Source organism: Gluconacetobacter aggeris (genome assembly GCF_014174395.1).
GTDB lineage: Bacteria > Pseudomonadota > Alphaproteobacteria > Acetobacterales > Acetobacteraceae > Gluconacetobacter > Gluconacetobacter aggeris.
Genome location: NZ_JABEQD010000003.1, coordinates 402,847 through 421,691, shown reverse-complemented (window position 1 = coordinate 421,691; position 18,845 = coordinate 402,847). Strand labels below are relative to the sequence as shown.

Sequence of the window (18,845 nt, the reverse complement as noted above, 5' to 3'; positions counted from 1 at the left end):
AGAGGTTTCAAGATAATGAGCAGCTTTCGTCCCCTGCATGACCGCGTGGTCCTGCGGCGCATCTCTCCTGCCGAAAAGACGGCGGGAGGCATCATCATTCCCGATACGGCGCAGGAGAAGCCGGTCGAAGCCGTCGTGGTGGCGGTCGGGCCCGGCGCGCGGGACGAGCGCGGGCATGTCGTGCCGCTGGAGGTACGCGAGGGCGATCATGTCCTGTTCGGGAAATGGTCGGGCACCGAGGTCAGGATCGGCGGCGAGGATCTGCTGATCGCCAAGGAAGCCGACCTGTTCGGCATCGTCGGCGGCACACGGTAACAGGCGGGACAAGGACAAGCATCATGGCTACGAAAGACGTCAAATTCGCGGGTGATGCCCGGGCGCGGCTTCTGGCGGGGATCGATATCCTTGCCGACGCGGTGAAGGTCACCCTGGGCCCGAAGGGCCGTAATGTCGTGATCGAGAAGAGCTTCGGCGCGCCGCGTATCACCAAGGATGGTGTATCGGTTGCGAAGGAGATCGAACTGGCGGATCGGTTCGAGAATCTGGGCGCGCAGCTTCTGCGCGAGGTCGCCAGCAAGACCAATGACCTGGCTGGTGACGGTACCACCACCGCGACGGTCCTGGCCCAGGCGATCGTGCGGGAAGGGCTGAAATCGGTGGCGGCGGGATTCAACCCGCAGGATATCAAGCGCGGAATCGACCAGGCCACCGCCGCGGTAATCGAGGAACTGCGTGCCCGGACCCGCCCGATCGCAACCAAGGAGGAAACCGCACAGGTTGCGACCATTTCGGCCAATGGCGAGGCGGCGATCGGCCGGATCATCTCCGACGCCGTGCAGAAGGTGGGCAAGGACGGCGTCATCACCGTCGAGGAGGCCAAGGGCTTCGAGACCGAACTGGACGTGGTCGAAGGGTTGCAGTTCGATCGCGGCTATATCTCGCCTTATTTCGTCACCAATAGCGAAAAGCTGATCGCGGATCTGGAGCAGCCGTATATCCTGATCCACGAGAAGAAGCTGTCGTCGCTTCAGCCGCTGCTGCCGTTGCTGGAGAGCGTGGTCAAGTCGGGGCGTCCGCTGCTGATCATTGCCGAGGACGTGGAAGGCGAGGCGCTGGCGACGCTGGTGGTGAACAAGCTGCGCGGCGGGTTGAAGATTGCCGCCGTCAAGGCGCCCGGCTTCGGTGACCGGCGCAAGGCGATCCTGGAAGATATCGCGATCCTGACCGGGGGCGAGGTCATCAGCGAGGATCTGGGCATTAAGCTGGAAAGCGTGACGCTGGCGCAACTGGGCCAGGCACGCCGGGTCGTGATCGACAAGGACAACACCACCGTGGTCGATGGCGAAGGCGATGCCGAGTCCATCAAAGGGCGCATCGCACAGATCCGCGCGCAGGTGGAAGAGACGAGTTCGGACTACGATCGCGAGAAGCTGCAGGAGCGCCTGGCCAAGCTGGCGGGGGGCGTCGCCATCATCCGCGTCGGCGGCTCGACCGAGGTTGAGGTGAAGGAGCGCAAGGACCGTGTGGACGACGCGCTGAATGCGACGCGGGCCGCGGTCGAGGAAGGGATCGTGCCCGGTGGCGGGACGGCGCTGGCGCGCGCCACCTCGGTGATCGCCAGGCTGCATTTCCACAATGAGGACCAGCGTATCGGCGGCGAAATCGTGCGCAAGGCGCTACAGGCACCGCTGCGCCAGATCGCGGTGAATGCTGGCGAGGACGGAGCGGTGGTCGCCGGCAAGGTGCTGGAGACCGGCGATTACAATTATGGCTACGATGCCCAAATCGGTGAATACAAGGACCTGGTGGTGGCCGGCATCATCGACCCCACCAAGGTGGTGCGTACCGCGTTGCAGGATGCATCGTCGGTGGGCAGCCTGCTGATCACCACCGAGGCGCTGGTGACCGAGAGGGCCGAGCCCAAGCAACCGGCGACCGCGTCGGCAGGTGCGGATCTGGGTTACTGAGGGATGCGGGGAGGGCCGAGCCGGCCGCAAGGCATGGGCGACCCTCCCTACGATCCGAAATGAAGCCGGAGCGGAAGCAGAAGCAGAAGATGGCTGGAGACGTCACCAGCCTGCGCGCCTACTTTGAGCGCGGGGAGTCGGATACGGCGGTTACGACGAAGCCGTTGCCGCCCTCCTTGTCCTCCTCCCCGGCCGGGCTGTGGGAACTGATGCAGGCGGAGGCGAGGAGCCATCGCGACCCCGTGCTGCGGGAATTGACGCGGCCTGCCGTCCTCGACCAGCCGGATTTCGCCTCCGCCCTGGCTTTCCTGTTGTCGCGCAAGCTCAGCAGCGATCTGGTGCGCAAGGCCACGATTTTCGCCTTGGTGCGGGATTTCCAGCGTAGTCGCCCGTCGACGGTCGAGATGGCGGCGGCCGATCTGGTATCGATCCGCGCGCGCGATCCGGCTGCGACCGGTTATCTGGTGCCTTTCCTGTTCTTCAAGGGCTTTCACGCGATCCAGTCTTACCGGCTCGCGCACTGGCTGTGGCACGAGAGCCGCCAGCCGCTGGCACAGTATGTCCAGAGCCGGGCATCGGAATTGTTCGCGGTGGATATCCATCCCGCGGCGCGGCTGGGGCAACGGATCATGTTCGACCATGGGACCGGCATCGTGGTCGGCGAGACGGCGGTCATCGAGGATGACGTCGCCCTGTTGCAGAATGTCACCCTGGGCGGCACCGGCAAGGAAAGCGGTGATCGGCACCCCAAGGTGCGGCGCGGCGCGCTGATCGGCACCGGGGCCAAGGTATTGGGCAATATCGAGATCGGCGAAGGCGCGAAGGTCGGTGCCGGGTCGATCGTGCTGAAATCCGTCTCGCCGTTTACGACGGTCGTCGGCAATCCCGCGCGTGTCGTCGGTACGCGCCACGAAGGATTGCCGTCCTTGACCATGGATCAGACGCTGCCGCCGCTCGAATATGAAATCTGAGGACAAGAAATGGCTCGGCAGATGATCCCGTCCAGACGTTCGGCGCTCTCGCTGGGGCTCGCGGGGCTGGTGTTGTCTTTCTCGTCGCGTGTCACGTATGGCGCCGATAGCATTGTCCGCATCGGCTATCAGAAATACGGCTCCTTGATCCTTTTGAAGCAGAAGGGGATCCTGGAGGCAGCCCTGGCGCCGGAGGGCATTGCCGTGCAGTGGGCGCAATTCCCGGCGGGGCCGCCGATGTTGCAGGCGATGGCATCAGGCGCGCTCGATTTCGGTCAGACCGGCGACCTGCCGCCGGTCTTCGCCCAGGCCAGTACGCCAGATGCCCTGGTCTATGTCGGGCATGAACCGCAGGTGGGGTCCAGCGAAGCCATCATCGTTCCCAGCGGTAGTCCAATACGGGCGGTTGGCGATCTGCGAGGCCGCAAGATCGCCGTGACACGTGGTTCGGATGCGCATTGGTTGCTTCTGGCGGCGTTGCTGAAGAATGGATTGTCGCTGCGCGATGTCTCTGTAAGCTATCTGCTGCCCGCTGCGGCGCGGCCTGCGTTCGAAACGGGTGTGGTGGATGCCTGGTCGATCTGGGATCCGTTCCTGTCGGCTGCAGGGCGGGACGTGCGGGTACTGATGACTGGGGCCGATGTCGGCGGCGGCACCGAGTTCTTCCTGGCGCGACGGGCCTTCGTCGAAGGGCAGGGGGCGCTGCTGAACGTGATTCGCGATGCCTTGGCACGATGCGATGCCTGGGCGCAGGCGAACAAGCCGGAAGTCGCGCGGATACTTGCCGGCACCACGGGGCTGGACCCGGCGGTCGTGGCCAGATCGGTGGCGAAGGTCACTTATGGGATCCAGCCGGTCGGACCCGACACGATGGCCCGCCAACAGTTTATCGCCGACACGTTCCATAAGGCAGGATTGCTGCCCGTGGCGGTGGATGTCCGCAAGGCCGTCCTGTCGCCCTGACTGTCGAGCAGTGGAAAATGATCGTCGTGAGATGCGACGTCATGGACCGCATCCAGTAGTGTCGGGGTGAGAGCCTGGCGCGGGGAGGCCGGTGATTAGATGGCCGGGGCGCTATGCCACGGCGCGTGGGTGCGCACTCCCGCTTACTCAGGACGGCAGGCATGATTCAGACATGCGCCTGGCCTGGCCTGCTTTCATGATCGGCAATTGCAATCCGTCGCCGGGCGTTCGCGCCGTTCTGGTGGTCTCGGTCGGGAAAAGTGAAAGCGAACAGGCTCATGATAGAAATAGAGGCCGATGTGCTGATCGTCGGTGGCAGCTCTGGGCGTGCGTGTGCGCGACCATCATCCGGTGCTGGAGCTTCAGGCGCGGCCGGACGGTTCGATCGGCGGCACGGCGGGATATGATCGTCTGGGCGGCGACGCGGGTGACGCGGGAGGAAATCCTGGACCTGGATCGGGCCCCGTGGCGCCGTGCGGACCGGCTGGAGGCGGCGGCGCGCCGGCTGGACGGGACAGCCCTGCGCCATCCGGGCGCGTTGATCGGGCGTCTGCGCCATGATTATGGTTGGGACGGCGGCACGGACGATCCCCTGCGCGTCTCCTGGCAGCTTGGGCCGCTGTTCAGGGAGGGGGTGGAGATATCGTCCGCGCGCGGTGCCCGCCAAGCCGAGGCTCCGGACACGCCTTGATTACAACGATCCTCGTGCGACGGGAAGAATGAGCGTCCCCACCGCATGTACGAAGTGGGGGTGCTGCTGTCAGAAGCTGACGTTTACGCGGCCATAATAATAGCCACCAGTGATTGGAATGCCGGACGAGTTGACGTCATACATCCTGGGACCGAGATAGTTATTGATTGGGTTCACGCGACGCGGGCGTACGTTGAAGATATTATTGGCTCCGACAGCGAGGTGCCAGTGCGCATTGATCCGATAGCCGATCTCGATATCCGTCAGCCAGGCTGGGGTATTCGTGAACGGGGCGAACGTCGTCGTCGAATAACGGATGGAGGACGGGGCCAGATCCGAATAGGACAGCATTCCTGAGGTCTGCCCGTAGCGGGTCTGGCGAATGTTCACGCCCCAGTCATGATACGTCCAGTACGCGTCCAGCACGATCTTGCTGCGGGGGGATTCCGTCGTCAGATAGGCGAGAGTCTGGGCGTTGACCAGCGAATTGCCGTAAGCATTCGTATTGACATGGTGAATACGCGTACGGTTCAGGTTCAGTTGCAGGGAGAGGTTCAGATTGCCGTATTGATGCAGCCTGAAATCGTAATCTGCGGAGATATCCACGCCCTGCGTGCGCGTGCTGGCCGCGTTGGCGAAATAGTTCGCGGAGATGCCATTGAGTTCGACCCCCGGCCCGCTCGGCACGGTCACGCCGGTCAGCGCGATCGCGTCATAGGCGGCCAGGCCGTTGATACTGGCCGCGCCCACGATACGGTCGCGGATATTGATCTGGTAGGCATCGACCGAGACATGGAAGCCGTCGACAGGTTCGACGATGATGCCGCCCTCGATGCTGGTCGACCGTTCGGGCTTGAGCGGCTGCGCCCCGATGGAGCGGCCCGCGGCGCTGGTCGTGGAGAGCAGGCCGGACGCACCGGTCGGCGAGACGTTGAGCGCACTGAAATGTTCTTCCGGCAGCGTGGGGGCACGGAAACCGTTGCTGATCGTGCCGCGAACCGCGATCCGACGGGTAAAGTCATAGCGCGTGGTGACCTTGCCGGTCTCGGTGTCGCCTGCATCGGTATAATGTTCGAAGCGACCGGCGAAATCGAGATCCCAGTGTTTCAGCGGATGGAAGTCGCCGTCGATATATCCGGCCCAGACATTGCGCTGCCAGTTGCCGGCGTTTTGCGGGGTCAACCCCGCATAGCCGGCCGTACCGCCCAGCAGATAGGAGGGTGGATTGCCTGCCTTGACGTCGTATATTTCCAGCCTGTGTTCGGCCCCCATCGCGAATGTCACCGGGACGACATGCCCGATGCTGAAATTGCGGCGCAGGTCGAAATTACTGGTCCATTGCGCGAGGCTGTAGCTTTCGGCCCGAACGGTCGTCGGCGACCAGCCATAAGCGGCGTAGTAATTGGGGTTGAAGGTGTTCTTGTTCCCGATCTTGTCGGCATCCTCGCCATATAGCGTGCTGAGGTCCCAGTTGAACCCGAGCAGATTGCCCCCCTTCAACCCAATATTGGCCTGAAAATTGTTTTCTTCGATCGTCTCCAGCGGTGAAAAGCCGTAAGGATAGGCATTGGGGGCGATGGAAGGCAGGCGGTAGTTTTCATATGCTTCCGAGTGACGGTGTGCATAGGTGATCAGGCCATAGGTCTCAATTCCCTCGGTAATGGGCTTGCCCCATTCGATCGAGAGATTTTCGCGGGTTTCCTCGGGCGTCATTAGGCTCTGGTTCGAGTTGGCTGGCCAGGTTGAAGTCGGTGTCCAACGATGATCATTCGTGCCAGTCGATTTTGATACGAAATGATCCGTATGATAGACTTGACCGCTGAGATGCAAGAATCCGTCATTGCCCAGTTTCAGGCCGCCATCGGCGCCGACCAGATACTGCCAGCCATCGCCATTATAGGCGTTCGCACCGGTCTGAGTGACTGCATTGAGGCCATGGTCTCTCTTTTTGGTAATGATGTTGATCACGCCGGCGATTGCGTCCGAACCGTATAAGGCCGCTGCGCCGTCACGCAGGACCTCGATATGGTCAATCGCTCCGGCGGGGATCATATTCACGTCGACCGGGGTCGAGCCTTGCTGCGGCCCGCCATCGGCATAGATGTTTGCCGTCGTATTGCGACGCTTGCCGTTGACGAGCACCAGAACCTCATTGGGGTTCAGGCCACGCATGCGGATGGATGACGTCAATGCTCCAACGTCATTCCCCATGGCACCCAGCGTAATGGATGGGTCGATTCGGGCGATGGCGTCCGCCAGATTGAGCTGCCCGGAACGCTGTATCTGAGCATTTGAAATAACAGAAATAGGCGCAGAACTATCCCGTGCCTTGCGATTGAAGGCATGGGTACCGGTGACGATCACTGCCTCGGCTGCGTCATTGGATGCGTCGCGGCGTGATGTCGCTGGGGTCACTGGTTCTATCACGGCAGTTGGGGAGGCTTTGGCGTCCACATGCGTCACCGGCGTGGCAGGAGTGGTTTTGCGCGAAGAATGCGTTCTGTCCGTCTGGGGCGTGGCGGCATTCGCATACCCGACAGAGCTTGTCAGGATTGTAATAGCCAGGAGATAGTTTTTCCTCAGCATATGAAGATCTTCCGAGAATTCTATTGAGTAGTGAACGAATGATTGCGTTAAATTAGCCTGACGCAAAATAAGAAAAGGTGAATATAAATGTAAATGTAAAACATTGATGTATAATTGCCACAGTTTTACATAACATAACTCAGACATTTTGAATTTTAATCAAATAATATGCGCGTTTCTGACCGCAGTCTGTTTCGGATTCGATATTAGGTTAATATCTATACCGAAATTATTTTTATCGTCGTTGTAATTTTCGGGCGCGAGAAAAAAACCAACCCACATCGGTATGTCGCCGGCACCCCTATGCCCGAGCACATGTGGCGTTCGGACCGGTGACAAGTGATGGGCTGTGGATCGAGACTTGATCCTTACTCGTGTGACAGGCACGGCCATGACGGCCGACATTCCGCGTCTCATCATGTTCGTGGAAAGAGAGCGTGCGCGCCTGTGAATTTTGTCGGCTATATCGGCTTCAACAAAAGTTCGGAACTGCATGCCGGCATAGGCAGTCGGTCGCTGGATGGCGATTACGTGCGGGCAGCGCTGTAGGTGCAGGAGGATGGAGGCTTCGATCGAGTGCTGATCCCGTTCGGGTCGAATTCTCCGGCATGCCGATGTCTATGCCACCTGGGGCAAAACCCTGGATGCGACGCGCGCGGGTGTGGCGCGCGTCCGGGCGTCGGCCGCGCGCCAAAAGAGGTCGGTCGGGTTTTCCCTGTCGCTGGCGATCGTGGACACTGACGACGCCGCGTGGAAGCGCGCGGCGGACATCGTGGAGCAGGTACGCGCGAACCGCGAGCCAGCGGGCCTGCCGACCAGTGGCCACACCCCGCCCAATGACGGATCGCGCCGCCTGCTGGAAACGGCAACCGGCCTGCGGCGTGACAAGTGCCTGTGGACGGGCGTCGCGCAACTGACCGAGGCTGCCGGCAATTCGACCGGACTGGTGGGCACACCCGAGCAGGTGGCCGACGCGCTGCTGGATTATCATGCTCGGGGGGTTGAGAATTTCCTGATCCTGGGCTTCAAGCCGCTGGACGATGCCGAACGCTACGGGCGCGAACTGATCCCGCTGGTACGCGAACGCGTTGCCGCCTTGAAGGCGCGGGCGAACGCCGCCGCCGCATAAACCCGTCGCGCGTGCCGGGGCCGATACCAGTGCGAACTGGTGGCCCCGGCATCGGGCCGGCTGCAGCGGGGCTTTTGAATGCCTTCTACCAGTCTGCGCTGTGTCCGAGCTGGACCAGGATGTTCTTGCGCAGGTCCAGCAGGCGCGGATCGTCGCGGTGGCGGTGGGGGGGAAGGTCGATCGGCAGGTCGCCGATGATGCGGGCGGGGCGGGGGCTGAAGACGATGATCCGGGTGGCCAGCAGCAGGGCTTCCTCGACATCGTGGGTGACCATGATGGCGGTGAAGCCGCGATCGCGCCACAGGCGGTGCAGTTCGGTCTGCATCGTCAGCCGCGTCAGGCTGTCCAGCTTGCCCAGCGGTTCGTCCAGGATCAGCACGCGCGGGTCGTTGACCAGGGCGCGGGCGAGCGCCGCGCGCTGGGCCATGCCGCCGGACAATTGGTGCGGCCAGGCGCGTTCGAAACTCTTCAGCCCCACCAGTTCGATGGCGGCGTCGACCGATGCCGGGTCCTTGCGGCCGGCGATGTCGTGGCCCAGCGCCACGTTGCCGCGCACGGTACGCCAGGGATAGAGCGTTGGGTCCTGGAACATCACGATGCGGTCGGGGCCCGGGCCGGTGATGGGGGTGCCCTCGGCCAGGATCGTGCCGCCGTGCGGGGGCTCCAGCCCTGCGATCAGGCGCAGCAGGGTGGATTTGCCGCAGCCCGAGGGGCCGAGCAGGGCGACGAATTCGCCCGGCGCGATGGTGAGGCTGATATCGTCGAGAACCGGCGTGAACGCGCCGCCGATCATGTAGCCGTGGTCGATATGGTCGAGTTCCAGCCCCAGCGGGTGCGCGGTGCGGGTGGGGGTGGTTACCATTTCAGGCCGTCCTTCTGCCAGGAGAGGACGCGGTCGCGTACCTTGAACAGCAGAGTGACCAGCCCCGTGCACATCAGCGACATCACCAGCAGCGCCGCATACATGTTGGGATAGGCCGCCCAGCCCTGGGCCCATTGCATGTAGAAGCCGAGGCCCGATTTCACGCCCAGCATCTCGGCCACCACCAGGGTGGCGAAGGACACGCCCAGCCCCATGAACAGGCCGACGAAGATCTGCGGCATCGCGGCGGGCAGGGCGACGCGCAGCACCAGGAAGCGGTTGCGTGCCCCCATGGTGCGGGCGACATCGTAATAGGCCGGATCGACGGCGGCGACGCCCGACCAGGTGAGGATGGTGGTGGGAAAGCACGCCGCCAGCGCCAGCAGGGCCTCGCTGGCCAGCCGGCCGGACGGAATCAGCACGAAGGCCAGCGGCAGCAACGCCACCGGCGGCAGCGGGCCGATCAGGCGGATCAGCGGGCGCACCCAGTAGCGGAACCGCAGCGAACGGCCCAGCCCGACACCGATGGCGACCCCAAGTGCTGCGCCGATGCCGTACCCCACCGCCAGCAGGCCGAGCGAATGCAGCAGGCTGTCGCCCAGCCGCTTCCAGTCGGTCAGGAACACGTCCAGCAGATCCTGCGGGGTGCCGAAGAAGGGGCGGGGCAGCCACAGCAGCTTGGCTTGCGCGATTTCCCATGCCGTGAAGCCCAGACCCAGCGCGATGGCCCAGGGTGCGCGCGCCGACAGGCGGCGCAGGGCTGCGGCGGCCGTCAGGCCGAGCCCGGCGGCCAGGAACAGGGCCGCGAGCTGGTTGGTGTCGGGAAAATCGTCGGCGTCCGGCCAGCGCCAGGTGACCAGCGCCGCGATAAACCATGCCGGCCCGGCGGCCCAAGGCAGCAGGGCCCGCGAGGGCACGGTACGCCCCAGGACGGGCCGGCGCGTGACGGCCTGGCGGTCCTGACGGGGCCGCCCGGCCGGCAGATCCAGGGAGCCGGAGCCGCTCATGCCGCGAAGAGATCCTGCGTGACCCGCTGGGCATAGCGGGACGTATCGAGCGAGAGGCGAAACACGCCGATCTGCTTCAACGCATCGGCGTAACGCACGATGTCGTCGCGGAAGGACGATCCCAGGGTCTGGTGGTGATGGCCCTGGATCCGGATCATCTCGGCAAGATCCTCCGCGCTGGCGTGGGCGGCATAGGGCTTGAAGATCTGGCCTGCCTCTTCGGGATTGCAGGCGAGCCACGCTCCGGCCTCCAGGATCGCGCGGGTCACCGCCACCGCGACCGCGGGTTCGTTGCGGATCAGGCTGCCGCGCAGGCCGATGACGCAGCAGGCGATATGGGCCCATTCGCCATGCATATTGCTGTCGATCTCGACCAGTCCGAACTGCCGCTTCTGCAGATAGGAAAACGGGTCGCCATCGGTGATGGCCTGAACCTCGCCGCGCTGTAGCGCGACGGGCAGCAGGTCGGCGGGGTATTGCCGCCACTGCACCTCGGCTTCCGGGTCCACGCCTGCTTCCTTCAGGCGGATGCCGAAGAAATTCCGGTCCGGGCCGCCGATATCCGTCACGCCGACGGTCTTGCCCCGCAGGTCGGTCAATTGCCTGATCCCGCCATCGGGCGGGGCCAGCAGATACATGCAGCCCGCATGCAGGCCTGCGACCAGCTTGACGTCGAATCCCTGCTGCAACGGCTTGAGCCAGCGCAGCGCCATGCCCGGCGCGCCGTCGGCCTTTCCGGTCGACAGGGCTTCCAGCAACTGGTCGGTGGCGCCGGCGAAATTCACATAATCGACGTCGAGATTGTAGCGCGCGAAGAAGCCCTTCGCCTTCGCCACCGGCACCGCGGCGGTGCAGATCGCACTCTGGTTCCAGGCGATGGTCAGCTTGCGGGGCGGCCCGGCCACCGGTGGCACGTCGCTCTTGCCGGCGGCGGCGCAGTGGGTCCCGTCATCCGCCCGGGCCAGGCCCGGCACGAAGGGCAGCGATGCAACGCCCGCCAGGGACGTCCCCAGCAGCGTGCGGCGAGACAGGCTGTTCATATCGGACATTGATCTGGCCTTGAATGACGACATCCCGCGCCTCACTCGGCGGGCAACAGGTGAAAGCGGCGGGAGAACCAGGCCAGGCCGTGGCGTGCTCCGGAATGCAGGCCGATCGACCGGACGCGGCAGAACAGCACGTCATGGCTGCCCGATGCGTGCAGCGCGTCGATGGTGCAATCGAGCGTGACCGGCGCGTCCGCCAGCAGCGGCGCACCGGTCACGTCGTCGCGCCACGTCCCCTGGCTGAATTTTTCCTCGGCAGACAGGCGGCTGCTGGCGAAGGTGCCGGCGAGCCCGTCATGGCCCCGGCCCAGGATGCTGATGCCGATGATGCCATTGCGCAGGAAGGCCCCGTGCGAGCGATTGGCCCGGTTGAGGCAGACCAGCACGGTCGGCGGGTCGTCACTGACGCTGGTGATCGCCGATACGGTCAGCCCCTGGCACCCGGCGGCACCGTCCGTGGTGACCAGGACCACAGGCGCGCCCAGCAGGCTCATGGCGTCGCGGAAGGCGTCGCGGCTGACGTCCGTTCCAATATCCGTCACGATAGTCTCGTTGGTCAGCGCCAGGCCCGTGTCACGCGGCACGGGACGCGCCCTCCGCCGACAGGTCCAGCGCCGCCAGGATTTCGGCTGTTTCGGTCCGGTCCATCCAGTCCGGTGAGATGTCCACGAAGCGCGCGACCCGGCCGGGATCGACGATGACGATCGCCGGCTTGGGCAATTCCCACGACCCGGTGCCGTTGAGCTGCTGGCTGGTGCCGCCCCTCGCCTCGGCCGCCGCGCGCGAGGCATCGTCGAAGAGATAGGTGATGCCCACGGCGCGCGACAGCGTCAGGCCGGGATCGCTCAGCACCGGAAAGGGCAGGGCATGACGCGCGACGATCTCGCCCAACAGGGCTTCCGGCTGGGGCGAGATCGCGGCTAGGGCGATGCCGGCCCGCGCCAGCGCGGGCCATAATGTGTCCCTGTAATAGGGCAGGGCGATGTTGCAGGCCGGACATGTGGCGAAGCGGAAGAAGATCAGGACCGCCGGCCTGTCCACGACCAGCGCGTCGAGTTCGACCGGGCCACCGTCCGTTCCGCGCAGCGTCGCGGGCGGAAGGGTGTCGCCGGCCTGGACATGACGTGTCGCCGCATGCCCGCGCACCAGCGTCTGCCGCTGGTTGACGTTGATTGCCAGGGCTTCGGGCGCCCAGCTTCGCCGGCGTTCGTCCTCGAGCGTCTGGAAACGTTCGCGCAGCGTCGGGGCAGTATCGGAACCGGAAAGGCCCATGGGGAAATGTCCTGCAAAGGGAAAGGAATAGCTGAACTTATGGATCAGGGCGGCTGATCCATTCCAGGGAGTTTCCCTAAAGCGAGAGTTGGGTATTTCTTATGGATGGCCGGCGGCCTCGGACAGAAGGTCGCCGAGATCGCGTGCCGCGTCGCTCAACTTGTCCCGCTGGACCAGGATGGTTTCGATGTCCGGGACATCGGGCAGGATCCCTGGTGGAATGGTGGGCAGCCCTTCGGCCGTCGCGAAGCGCCGTGTGCGACAACTTGCGCCCAATTGTCCCCTGATCCCGGCGCGAAGAGCGGGGAGATTGGGGGTTTCCAGGACAATCCGATAGTTCCGCCGCGCGCCGGTCAATGCCCGCAAGGCGGCGTCCCGGAAACGGCAGGGCGGTTCGAGCAGGACCAGCGGCAGTTCTTCCTGCTCGGTGGCCGCGGGATCGCCCAGCCAGACCATCCTGTCATGGCCGACGACTTTCCAGGTGGCGCCCGGCCGGTCGCCATGCTGGCCCAGGCACAACACCAGGTCCAGGCGCGAGCGGTCGAACATCTCCAGCAGTTCGGCGGTCCCTCCCACGCGGATGACCAGGCGAGCACGGGGATGTTCCATCCGGAAGCGGACGAGCACGTCGGGCAGGATGGTGTCGGCGAAATCCTGCACCATGCCGATGGTGATCGGTTCGGGATCATCGGTCAGGCCGAGCTTGTGCACGATCTGGTCATTCAGCGCGAGCAATTGCCGCGCGTAGCCGACCAGATCCTCTCCGGCCGCCGTCAGGGTCAGCCGGCGGCCGTCGCGGCGAAACAGCTTCTGCTGCAACAGATCTTCCAGCCGTTTCATCTGCAGGCTGAGCGCGCTCTGGGTCAGGAAGATGATGTCGGTCGCCTGCGCCATGGAGCCCGCCTCGGCAATCGCCACGAACGAACGCAGCAATTCAGTAGGGATATTCCGCGTTGCTCGATGGGGCGCCGCCACCGTGGCGGTCTGGGACATGGCGGGAAATCTCCACTGCAATGAGAAACCGCAAACGCTCATATTAACGATTCAAAAGCGTTTGATGATCATTTCTGACTTGATGAAGATCTGATTGCAAGTGTTATATAGGACAAATAACATGAAATAATCGTTCAATTATCCGGTGAGGTCAGGATGACTGTGGAGTTTATCGGCTTCGTCAACGGCCAGAACCAGTCGGAAACCATCCCGCCATCCGGTCCCGTCATTGACCTGGCGCATGTCGAGGCCACGGCGAAGATCCATGAGAATGGAGGGTTCGATCGCACGCTGATCGCCTTTCATTCCAATTCGCCCGACAGCCTGCTCCTGGCGCAGCATGTGGCTGCCGTGACACGCGATCTGGGCGTGCTGATCGCGCACCGGCCCGGCTTTACCGCGCCGACGCTGGCGGCGCGGCAACTGGCGACGCTGGACCAGCTGACGCGCGGGCGGGTGGCGGTCCATATCATCACCGGCGGCAGCGATATCGAATTGCAGGCCGACGGCGACCACACCACCAAGGCCGAGCGCTATGCCCGGACCGACGAATATCTGGAGATCGTCCGGCGGGAATGGTCGGCGCAGGCGCCGTTCGACCATCAGGGCCGCTTCTATGATGTCCGGGGCGCGCATTCCCTGGTCCGTCCCTATCGCGAGGTCGGTATCCCGGTCTATTTCGGCGGCTCGTCGGACGAGGCGATCGCCGTGGCGGGCCGGCACGCCGACGTCTATGCGCTGTGGGGCGAGACCTACGAGCAGGTGAGCGAGACCGTCTCCCGCGTGCGCGAGGCGGCGGCGCGGCATGGGCGCACGCCCCGCTTCTCGCTGTCGCTGCGGCCGATCCTGGCGGAGACCGAGGACGAGGCCTGGCGCAAGGCCGACCGGATCCTGGAGACCGCCCGCGCCTTGCAGGAGCGCACCGGATACGCGCGCCCGGCGGTGATCCCGAACGAGGGGTCGCGCCGCCTGCTGGCGGCGGCCGAGCAGGGTGCGCGGCTGGACAAGCGCCTGTGGACCGGCATCGCCGCCCTGACTGGCGCGCGGGGCAATTCGACCGCGCTGGTCGGCACGCCGGACCAGGTGGCGGACGCGCTGCTGGATTATTACCGGCTGGGAATCTCGACCTTCCTGATCCGCGGTTTCGATCCGTTGCTGGATGCCTATGTCTATGGACGGGACCTGATCCCGCGCGTGCGCGCCCTGGTCGCGGCCGAGGACCGTGCCGCGCCGGGTCGCGCGGCATAGGGCGCGCGGTCATGCCCGCCGATGTCTCGCCGCTTGTCGTCGTCAACCATCTGGGGCCGGAGGTGGGCGACGCGCTGGGCCGGTTCGGCGGGCGCCTGCGCGTCGTCGCGGGCAGCCGTGAGGCCGAGGCCCCCTGGGACTGGACCGCGCTGGGCGCCGAGCGGGCCGACATCCTGCTGACGGGCCCGTCGCGCAACTGGAAGCAGGCCCCCACCGAGCAGCCGGTCGCATGGGCGTCCGGTTGCCCCGGGGGGCCGCTCTGGGTGCAGATCGCCTCGGCCGGGGTGGACGGGTTTCCGTCCTGGCTGCTGCGCGGGCGGATCGTCACCTGCGGGCGGGGCGATGCGGCGGCGCCGATCGCCGAATATGTGCTGACGGCGCTGCTGCTGCGGGCGAAGCGCCTGGACGCGCTTCGTCCCACGGGGCCGGATGACTGGACCCGGGACGCGGTCGCGACCCGGGACGTCACGCCGCTGGATTCCCTGCAGGGGCAGGTGCTGGGGGTGGCGGGCTATGGCGCCATCGGCCGGGCCGTCGCGGCGCGGGCGCGCGCCTTCGGCCTGCGTGTCCTGGCCTGGCGGCGCGGGGCGTGGACCGGGGACGGTCTGGCCGAACCCGTCGGCAGCCTGGCGGAACTGGCAGCCCAGGTGGATCACCTGGTACTGGCGCTCCCCCTGACGCCCGAGACGGCGGGGTGTGTGGACGCCGAAGTGCTGGCGGGCGCACGGCCGGGGCTGCATCTGGTCAATGTCGCGCGGGGGGCGCTGATCGACCACGCGGCGCTGCTGTCGGCCCTGGACCGGGGGCAGGTCGGCTTCGCGACGCTGGACGTGACCAGCCCGGAGCCGCTGCCGGCGGGCCATCCCTTCTACACCCATCCGGCGGTACGGCTGACGCCGCATATCTCATGGTCCGGTCCGGCAGTGCGGGCGAATTTCGCCCGGAAACTCGTGGAAAATATCGAATCGTTCCTCGATGGCCGGCCATTGCGCGACGTGGTCGATGCGACCCGTGGATATTGAGTTGACAGTGAAGCGAACGAAAGGGGACTCCACGACATGAATGCTCCGGTCCTGACCGGTCGCGCGCGCGGCGCGGCCCCGCCGGCACTGCCGGTTTCCACCCAGGCGCGGGAACGTCGTCTGGAACCGCGGCCGCCGGCGGCGTCGTTTGCGGAAGAGCGCCTGCATCGCAAGCAGCGGCTGGCCGCAACCTTCCGCCTGTTCGGCCGCTACGGTTTCGATCAGGGCCTGGCGGGGCACGTCACGGCGCGTGATCCGGAATTTCCAGACCAGTACTGGATCAATCCGCTGGCCGTCCATTTTTCGCAGATCCGGGTCTCCGATCTGCAACTGGTGGACCATGACGGCACGATCCTGATCGGCGACCGTCCGATCAACACGGCCGGCTTCACCATCCATTCCGCCTTGCATAGGGCGCGACCGGACGTGATCGCGGCGGCCCATACGCATTCGACTTATGGCAAGGCCTTTTCCGCGCTGGGAACGGAGCTTTTGCCGCTCACCCAGGATTCCTGTGCATTCTTCGAAGACCATGCCGTATTTGATCCGTTCAGCGGCGTGGTGCTGGACGACAGCGAGGGCGAAAGGCTGGCCGCGACGCTGGGCGATCGCAAGGCGGTGATTCTGCAGAATCACGGGCTGCTGACGGTCGGGCCGACGGTCGAGGCCGCGGCCTGGTGGTTCATCACCATGGACAACGCGGCGCATGCGCAACTTCTGGCCCAGGCGGCGGGACCCGTCAGGCCCATCGCGCCCGAAATCGCGCGTCTGACCGCCAGTCAGGTCGGCACGCATCAGGGCGGCTACCACTCCTTCCAACCCCTGTGGGACTGGATCGTCGCACAGGAACCCGATCTGCTGGATTGACCGACATGACATCGATTGCCCGACTGAGAGACTTCGTCGTCCGCTTCACGGTATTGCACGAGCGCGGCCTGGACCGCGCTGCCCTGCAGCAGGAAGGGGCGGGACTGCTGCGTAGCCTGGTGGCGCAGGACGACTGGCTGCCGGAGGAATTCGCCCAGCCGCATCCCGAACGCTACAGCCAGTATCTGCTGCATTGCGATCCGCTGGAGCGGTTTTCCGTCGTCAGCTTCGTCTGGGGACCGGGGCAGAAGACGCCTCTGCATGACCATCGCGTGTGGGGGCTGATCGGCATGCTGCGCGGGCGCGAGAGCGAGACGCAGTTTACCCGCGACACAGACGGCCGGTTCCGCGTGGGCGAGACCAGCTATCTGGAACCGGGCGAGGTCGCGCTCCTGGCCCCGGGCGTGAATGACTATCACCAGGTCGCCAATGCCCTGACGGATCGGACCTCGATTTCGATCCATGTCTATGGCGACAATATCGGCGGCGTGTCGCGCGCGACCTACGACCCCGAGACGGGGGCGGAGAAGAACTTCATCTCCGGCTATTCCAGTGCGGTGGTGCCCAATCTGTGGGACCGCTCGAAGAACAAGGGAGCCGACTAGCGCCATGACGCACCCCGCAGCGCCCACGCTGTCGTCGGACGAGGTCCGTCGCCGCCTCCGCGAGGGCGAGGAAATCGCCTTGCTCGATCTGCGCGAGGAAGGTCCATTTGCGGCCGGCCATCCGCTGTTCGCCGTCAACCTGCCGCTGGGGCGGATCGAGGAGCGGATCGCCGGCCTGATCCCCCGCCGCGACGCGCCGGTCGTGCTGTATGACGACGGGGCGGGGCGTGTGGCGCGGGCGCGGCCCGTGCTGGCGGCGCTGGGTTACAGCCAGGTGGCCGTTCTGGACGGCGGGCTGGCTGGCTGGCGGCAGTCGGGCGGCGAGATCTTCATCGACGTCAACGTGCCTTCCAAATCGTTCGGTGAACTGGTCGAGCACGTGCGCCACACGCCATCGATCCCGGCGCGGGAGTTGCATGACCGGATCGCGCGCGGCGACGATCTGGTGATTCTCGATGCAAGGCGCTTCAGCGAATACACTGTCATGTCGATTCCGGGCGGACGTTCGGTGCCGGGGGCGGAACTGGCGTTGCGCGTGCGCGATATCGCGCCTTCGGCCGAGACCACGGTGGTGGTGAACTGCGCGGGCCGTACGCGCTCGATCATCGGCACCCAGTCGCTGGTCAATGCGGGCATCCCCAATCCGGTCGTCGCGCTGCGCAACGGCACGATCGGCTGGACGCTGGAAGGGCTGGCGCTGGATCGCGGCGCGACCCGCCGCGCGGGCGACGTGACACCCGGCAACACGGCACTGGCGCGGCAAGGCGCCGCGACACTGGCGGAGCGGACGGGTGTGCGGGCGATCGACGCCGGCGGCCTGCGTGCCTTGGCGGCGGACCCGGCGCGTACGGTCTATCGTCTGGATGTTCGATCGCCCGAAGAATATGTGCACGGTCATCTGGCAGGCTTCCGCTCGGCCCCCGGCGGCCAGCTTGTCCAGGCGACCGATGAGTGGATCGGCGTGCGGCACGGCACGATCATCCTGACGGACGATGACGGCGTGCGCGCCCGCATGACCGCCCACTGGCTGCGTCAGCTCGGCTGGCGTGAGGTGTATGTGCTGGACGACTGGTCCAGCCTGCCACGCGAGACCGGGCCGGAACCGTCGCTACTGGCGGCCCCCTTGCCGGAGGTGGAGACGATCGGGTCATCCGACGTCGCGGCGCTGGGCGACGGGGTATGGGTGATCGACCTGGCCACCAGCCCGGAATTCCGCAAGGGCCATGTGCCGGGGGCGCGCTTCGCGATCCGGGCCGACCTGCCGGGCCACCCTGCGCTGACGGATGTGCGGGATGTGGTGCTGACATCGCCTGACGGGATCGCCGCGCGTTTGGCAGCGCCGGAACTGGCGTGCGCCGGTCTGCGCGTGCGGGTGCTGGAGGGAGGAACGCAGGGCTGGCGCGATGCCGGCCTGGACCTGGAAAGCGGGTTCGATCCCGCGACCGCCCTGTCCGGCACCGACGATGTCTATAAGCGCCCCTATGAAGGCACGGATAACGCCGCCGCCGCGATGCAGGCCTATCTGGACTGGGAATTCGGGCTGGTCGCGCAACTGGAGCGCGACGGGACCCATGGATTCAGCGTGCTGGAATGACCATGCGACCCTGACGCCGCGG

The 18,845-nt window shown here is 65.4% G+C and carries 18 protein-coding genes; 11 read left to right on the top strand and 7 right to left on the bottom strand.

The window, feature by feature from the left end:
* Positions 1 to 15 precede the first annotated feature (15 nt).
* The 5 genes from HLH36_RS06960 (at position 16) to HLH36_RS06940 (ending at position 4,592) form a co-directional block, all read left to right on the top strand.
* On the top strand, positions 16 to 315 hold the full coding sequence (locus tag HLH36_RS06960; protein WP_182985689.1) for a co-chaperone GroES: 300 nt from the start codon (positions 16 to 18) through the stop codon (positions 313 to 315).
* A 23-nt stretch (positions 316 to 338) separates the two neighbouring features.
* Positions 339 to 1,967 carry a chaperonin GroEL gene (groL, locus tag HLH36_RS06955; RefSeq protein ID WP_182985688.1) on the top strand — a complete coding sequence of 543 codons (1,629 nt, stop codon included), beginning with the start codon at positions 339 to 341 and terminating at the stop codon, positions 1,965 to 1,967.
* 89 nt (positions 1,968 to 2,056) lie between these two features.
* The gene (gene cysE, locus HLH36_RS06950) at positions 2,057 to 2,938 is read left to right on the top strand and encodes a serine O-acetyltransferase (protein ID WP_408871849.1); all 882 of its coding nucleotides are present in this window, start codon (positions 2,057 to 2,059) and stop codon (positions 2,936 to 2,938) included.
* 21 nt (positions 2,939 to 2,959) lie between these two features.
* Positions 2,960 to 3,901 carry an aliphatic sulfonate ABC transporter substrate-binding protein gene (locus tag HLH36_RS06945; RefSeq protein WP_182985687.1) on the top strand — a complete coding sequence of 314 codons (942 nt, stop codon included), beginning with the start codon at positions 2,960 to 2,962 and terminating at the stop codon, positions 3,899 to 3,901.
* A 403-nt stretch (positions 3,902 to 4,304) separates the two neighbouring features.
* Complete coding sequence (locus HLH36_RS06940; protein WP_182985686.1) at positions 4,305 to 4,592, top strand: hypothetical protein; 288 nt, start codon at positions 4,305 to 4,307, stop codon at positions 4,590 to 4,592.
* 69 nt (positions 4,593 to 4,661) lie between these two features.
* Here HLH36_RS06940 and HLH36_RS06935 read toward each other — a convergent pair whose 3' ends face one another.
* Complete coding sequence (locus tag HLH36_RS06935; RefSeq protein ID WP_182985685.1) at positions 4,662 to 7,178, bottom strand: TonB-dependent receptor plug domain-containing protein; 2,517 nt, start codon at positions 7,176 to 7,178, stop codon at positions 4,662 to 4,664.
* A 598-nt stretch (positions 7,179 to 7,776) separates the two neighbouring features.
* Between HLH36_RS06935 and HLH36_RS19600 the strand changes: the two genes are divergently transcribed.
* Complete coding sequence (locus tag HLH36_RS19600; protein WP_338030412.1) at positions 7,777 to 8,307, top strand: LLM class flavin-dependent oxidoreductase; 531 nt, start codon at positions 7,777 to 7,779, stop codon at positions 8,305 to 8,307.
* An 85-nt stretch (positions 8,308 to 8,392) separates the two neighbouring features.
* Here the strand turns inward: HLH36_RS19600 and HLH36_RS06925 are convergent, their stop codons facing one another.
* From HLH36_RS06925 to HLH36_RS06900, 6 genes are all read right to left on the bottom strand, one after another.
* A complete protein-coding gene (locus tag HLH36_RS06925; RefSeq protein WP_182985684.1) occupies positions 8,393 to 9,169 on the bottom strand; it encodes an ABC transporter ATP-binding protein in 777 nt (258 codons plus the stop codon).
* Positions 9,163 to 10,176 (bottom strand): ABC transporter permease, encoded by a 1,014-nt coding sequence (locus HLH36_RS06920; protein ID WP_182985683.1) that lies wholly within the window; start codon positions 10,174 to 10,176, stop codon positions 9,163 to 9,165. Before HLH36_RS06920 ends, HLH36_RS06925 begins: the two co-directional genes overlap by 7 nt.
* A complete protein-coding gene (locus HLH36_RS06915) occupies positions 10,173 to 11,225 on the bottom strand; it encodes an ABC transporter substrate-binding protein (RefSeq protein ID WP_182985682.1) in 1,053 nt (350 codons plus the stop codon). Before HLH36_RS06915 ends, HLH36_RS06920 begins: the two co-directional genes overlap by 4 nt.
* 32 nt (positions 11,226 to 11,257) lie before the next feature.
* The gene (locus HLH36_RS06910) at positions 11,258 to 11,806 is read right to left on the bottom strand and encodes a flavin reductase (protein ID WP_338030408.1); all 549 of its coding nucleotides are present in this window, start codon (positions 11,804 to 11,806) and stop codon (positions 11,258 to 11,260) included.
* Complete coding sequence (locus tag HLH36_RS06905) at positions 11,796 to 12,494, bottom strand: peroxiredoxin-like family protein (protein ID WP_182985681.1); 699 nt, start codon at positions 12,492 to 12,494, stop codon at positions 11,796 to 11,798. The genes HLH36_RS06910 and HLH36_RS06905 overlap by 11 nt, the downstream gene beginning before the upstream one ends.
* Before the next feature lie 99 nt (positions 12,495 to 12,593).
* Positions 12,594 to 13,487, bottom strand: coding sequence for a LysR substrate-binding domain-containing protein (locus tag HLH36_RS06900; RefSeq protein ID WP_182985680.1), 894 nt, complete (start codon positions 13,485 to 13,487; stop codon positions 12,594 to 12,596).
* 156 nt (positions 13,488 to 13,643) lie between these two features.
* Here HLH36_RS06900 and HLH36_RS06895 point away from each other — a divergent pair, with 156 nt between their 5' ends.
* From HLH36_RS06895 to HLH36_RS06875, 5 genes are read left to right on the top strand one after another with little or no spacing between them, the layout of a single operon-like run.
* The gene (locus HLH36_RS06895; RefSeq protein WP_182985679.1) at positions 13,644 to 14,735 is read left to right on the top strand and encodes an LLM class flavin-dependent oxidoreductase; all 1,092 of its coding nucleotides are present in this window, start codon (positions 13,644 to 13,646) and stop codon (positions 14,733 to 14,735) included.
* Positions 14,736 to 14,746: 11 nt separating this feature from the next.
* Positions 14,747 to 15,757: an NAD(P)-dependent oxidoreductase gene (locus HLH36_RS06890; protein WP_182985678.1), complete on the top strand. Its 1,011-nt coding sequence runs from the start codon at positions 14,747 to 14,749 to the stop codon at positions 15,755 to 15,757.
* A 36-nt stretch (positions 15,758 to 15,793) separates the two neighbouring features.
* Positions 15,794 to 16,624 (top strand): class II aldolase/adducin family protein, encoded by an 831-nt coding sequence (locus tag HLH36_RS06885; RefSeq protein ID WP_182985677.1) that lies wholly within the window; start codon positions 15,794 to 15,796, stop codon positions 16,622 to 16,624.
* Positions 16,625 to 16,629: 5 nt separating this feature from the next.
* A complete protein-coding gene (locus HLH36_RS06880) occupies positions 16,630 to 17,229 on the top strand; it encodes a cysteine dioxygenase family protein (RefSeq protein WP_182985676.1) in 600 nt (199 codons plus the stop codon).
* Positions 17,230 to 17,233: 4 nt separating this feature from the next.
* Positions 17,234 to 18,823: a rhodanese-like domain-containing protein gene (locus HLH36_RS06875; protein WP_182985675.1), complete on the top strand. Its 1,590-nt coding sequence runs from the start codon at positions 17,234 to 17,236 to the stop codon at positions 18,821 to 18,823.
* Positions 18,824 to 18,845 lie beyond the last annotated feature (22 nt).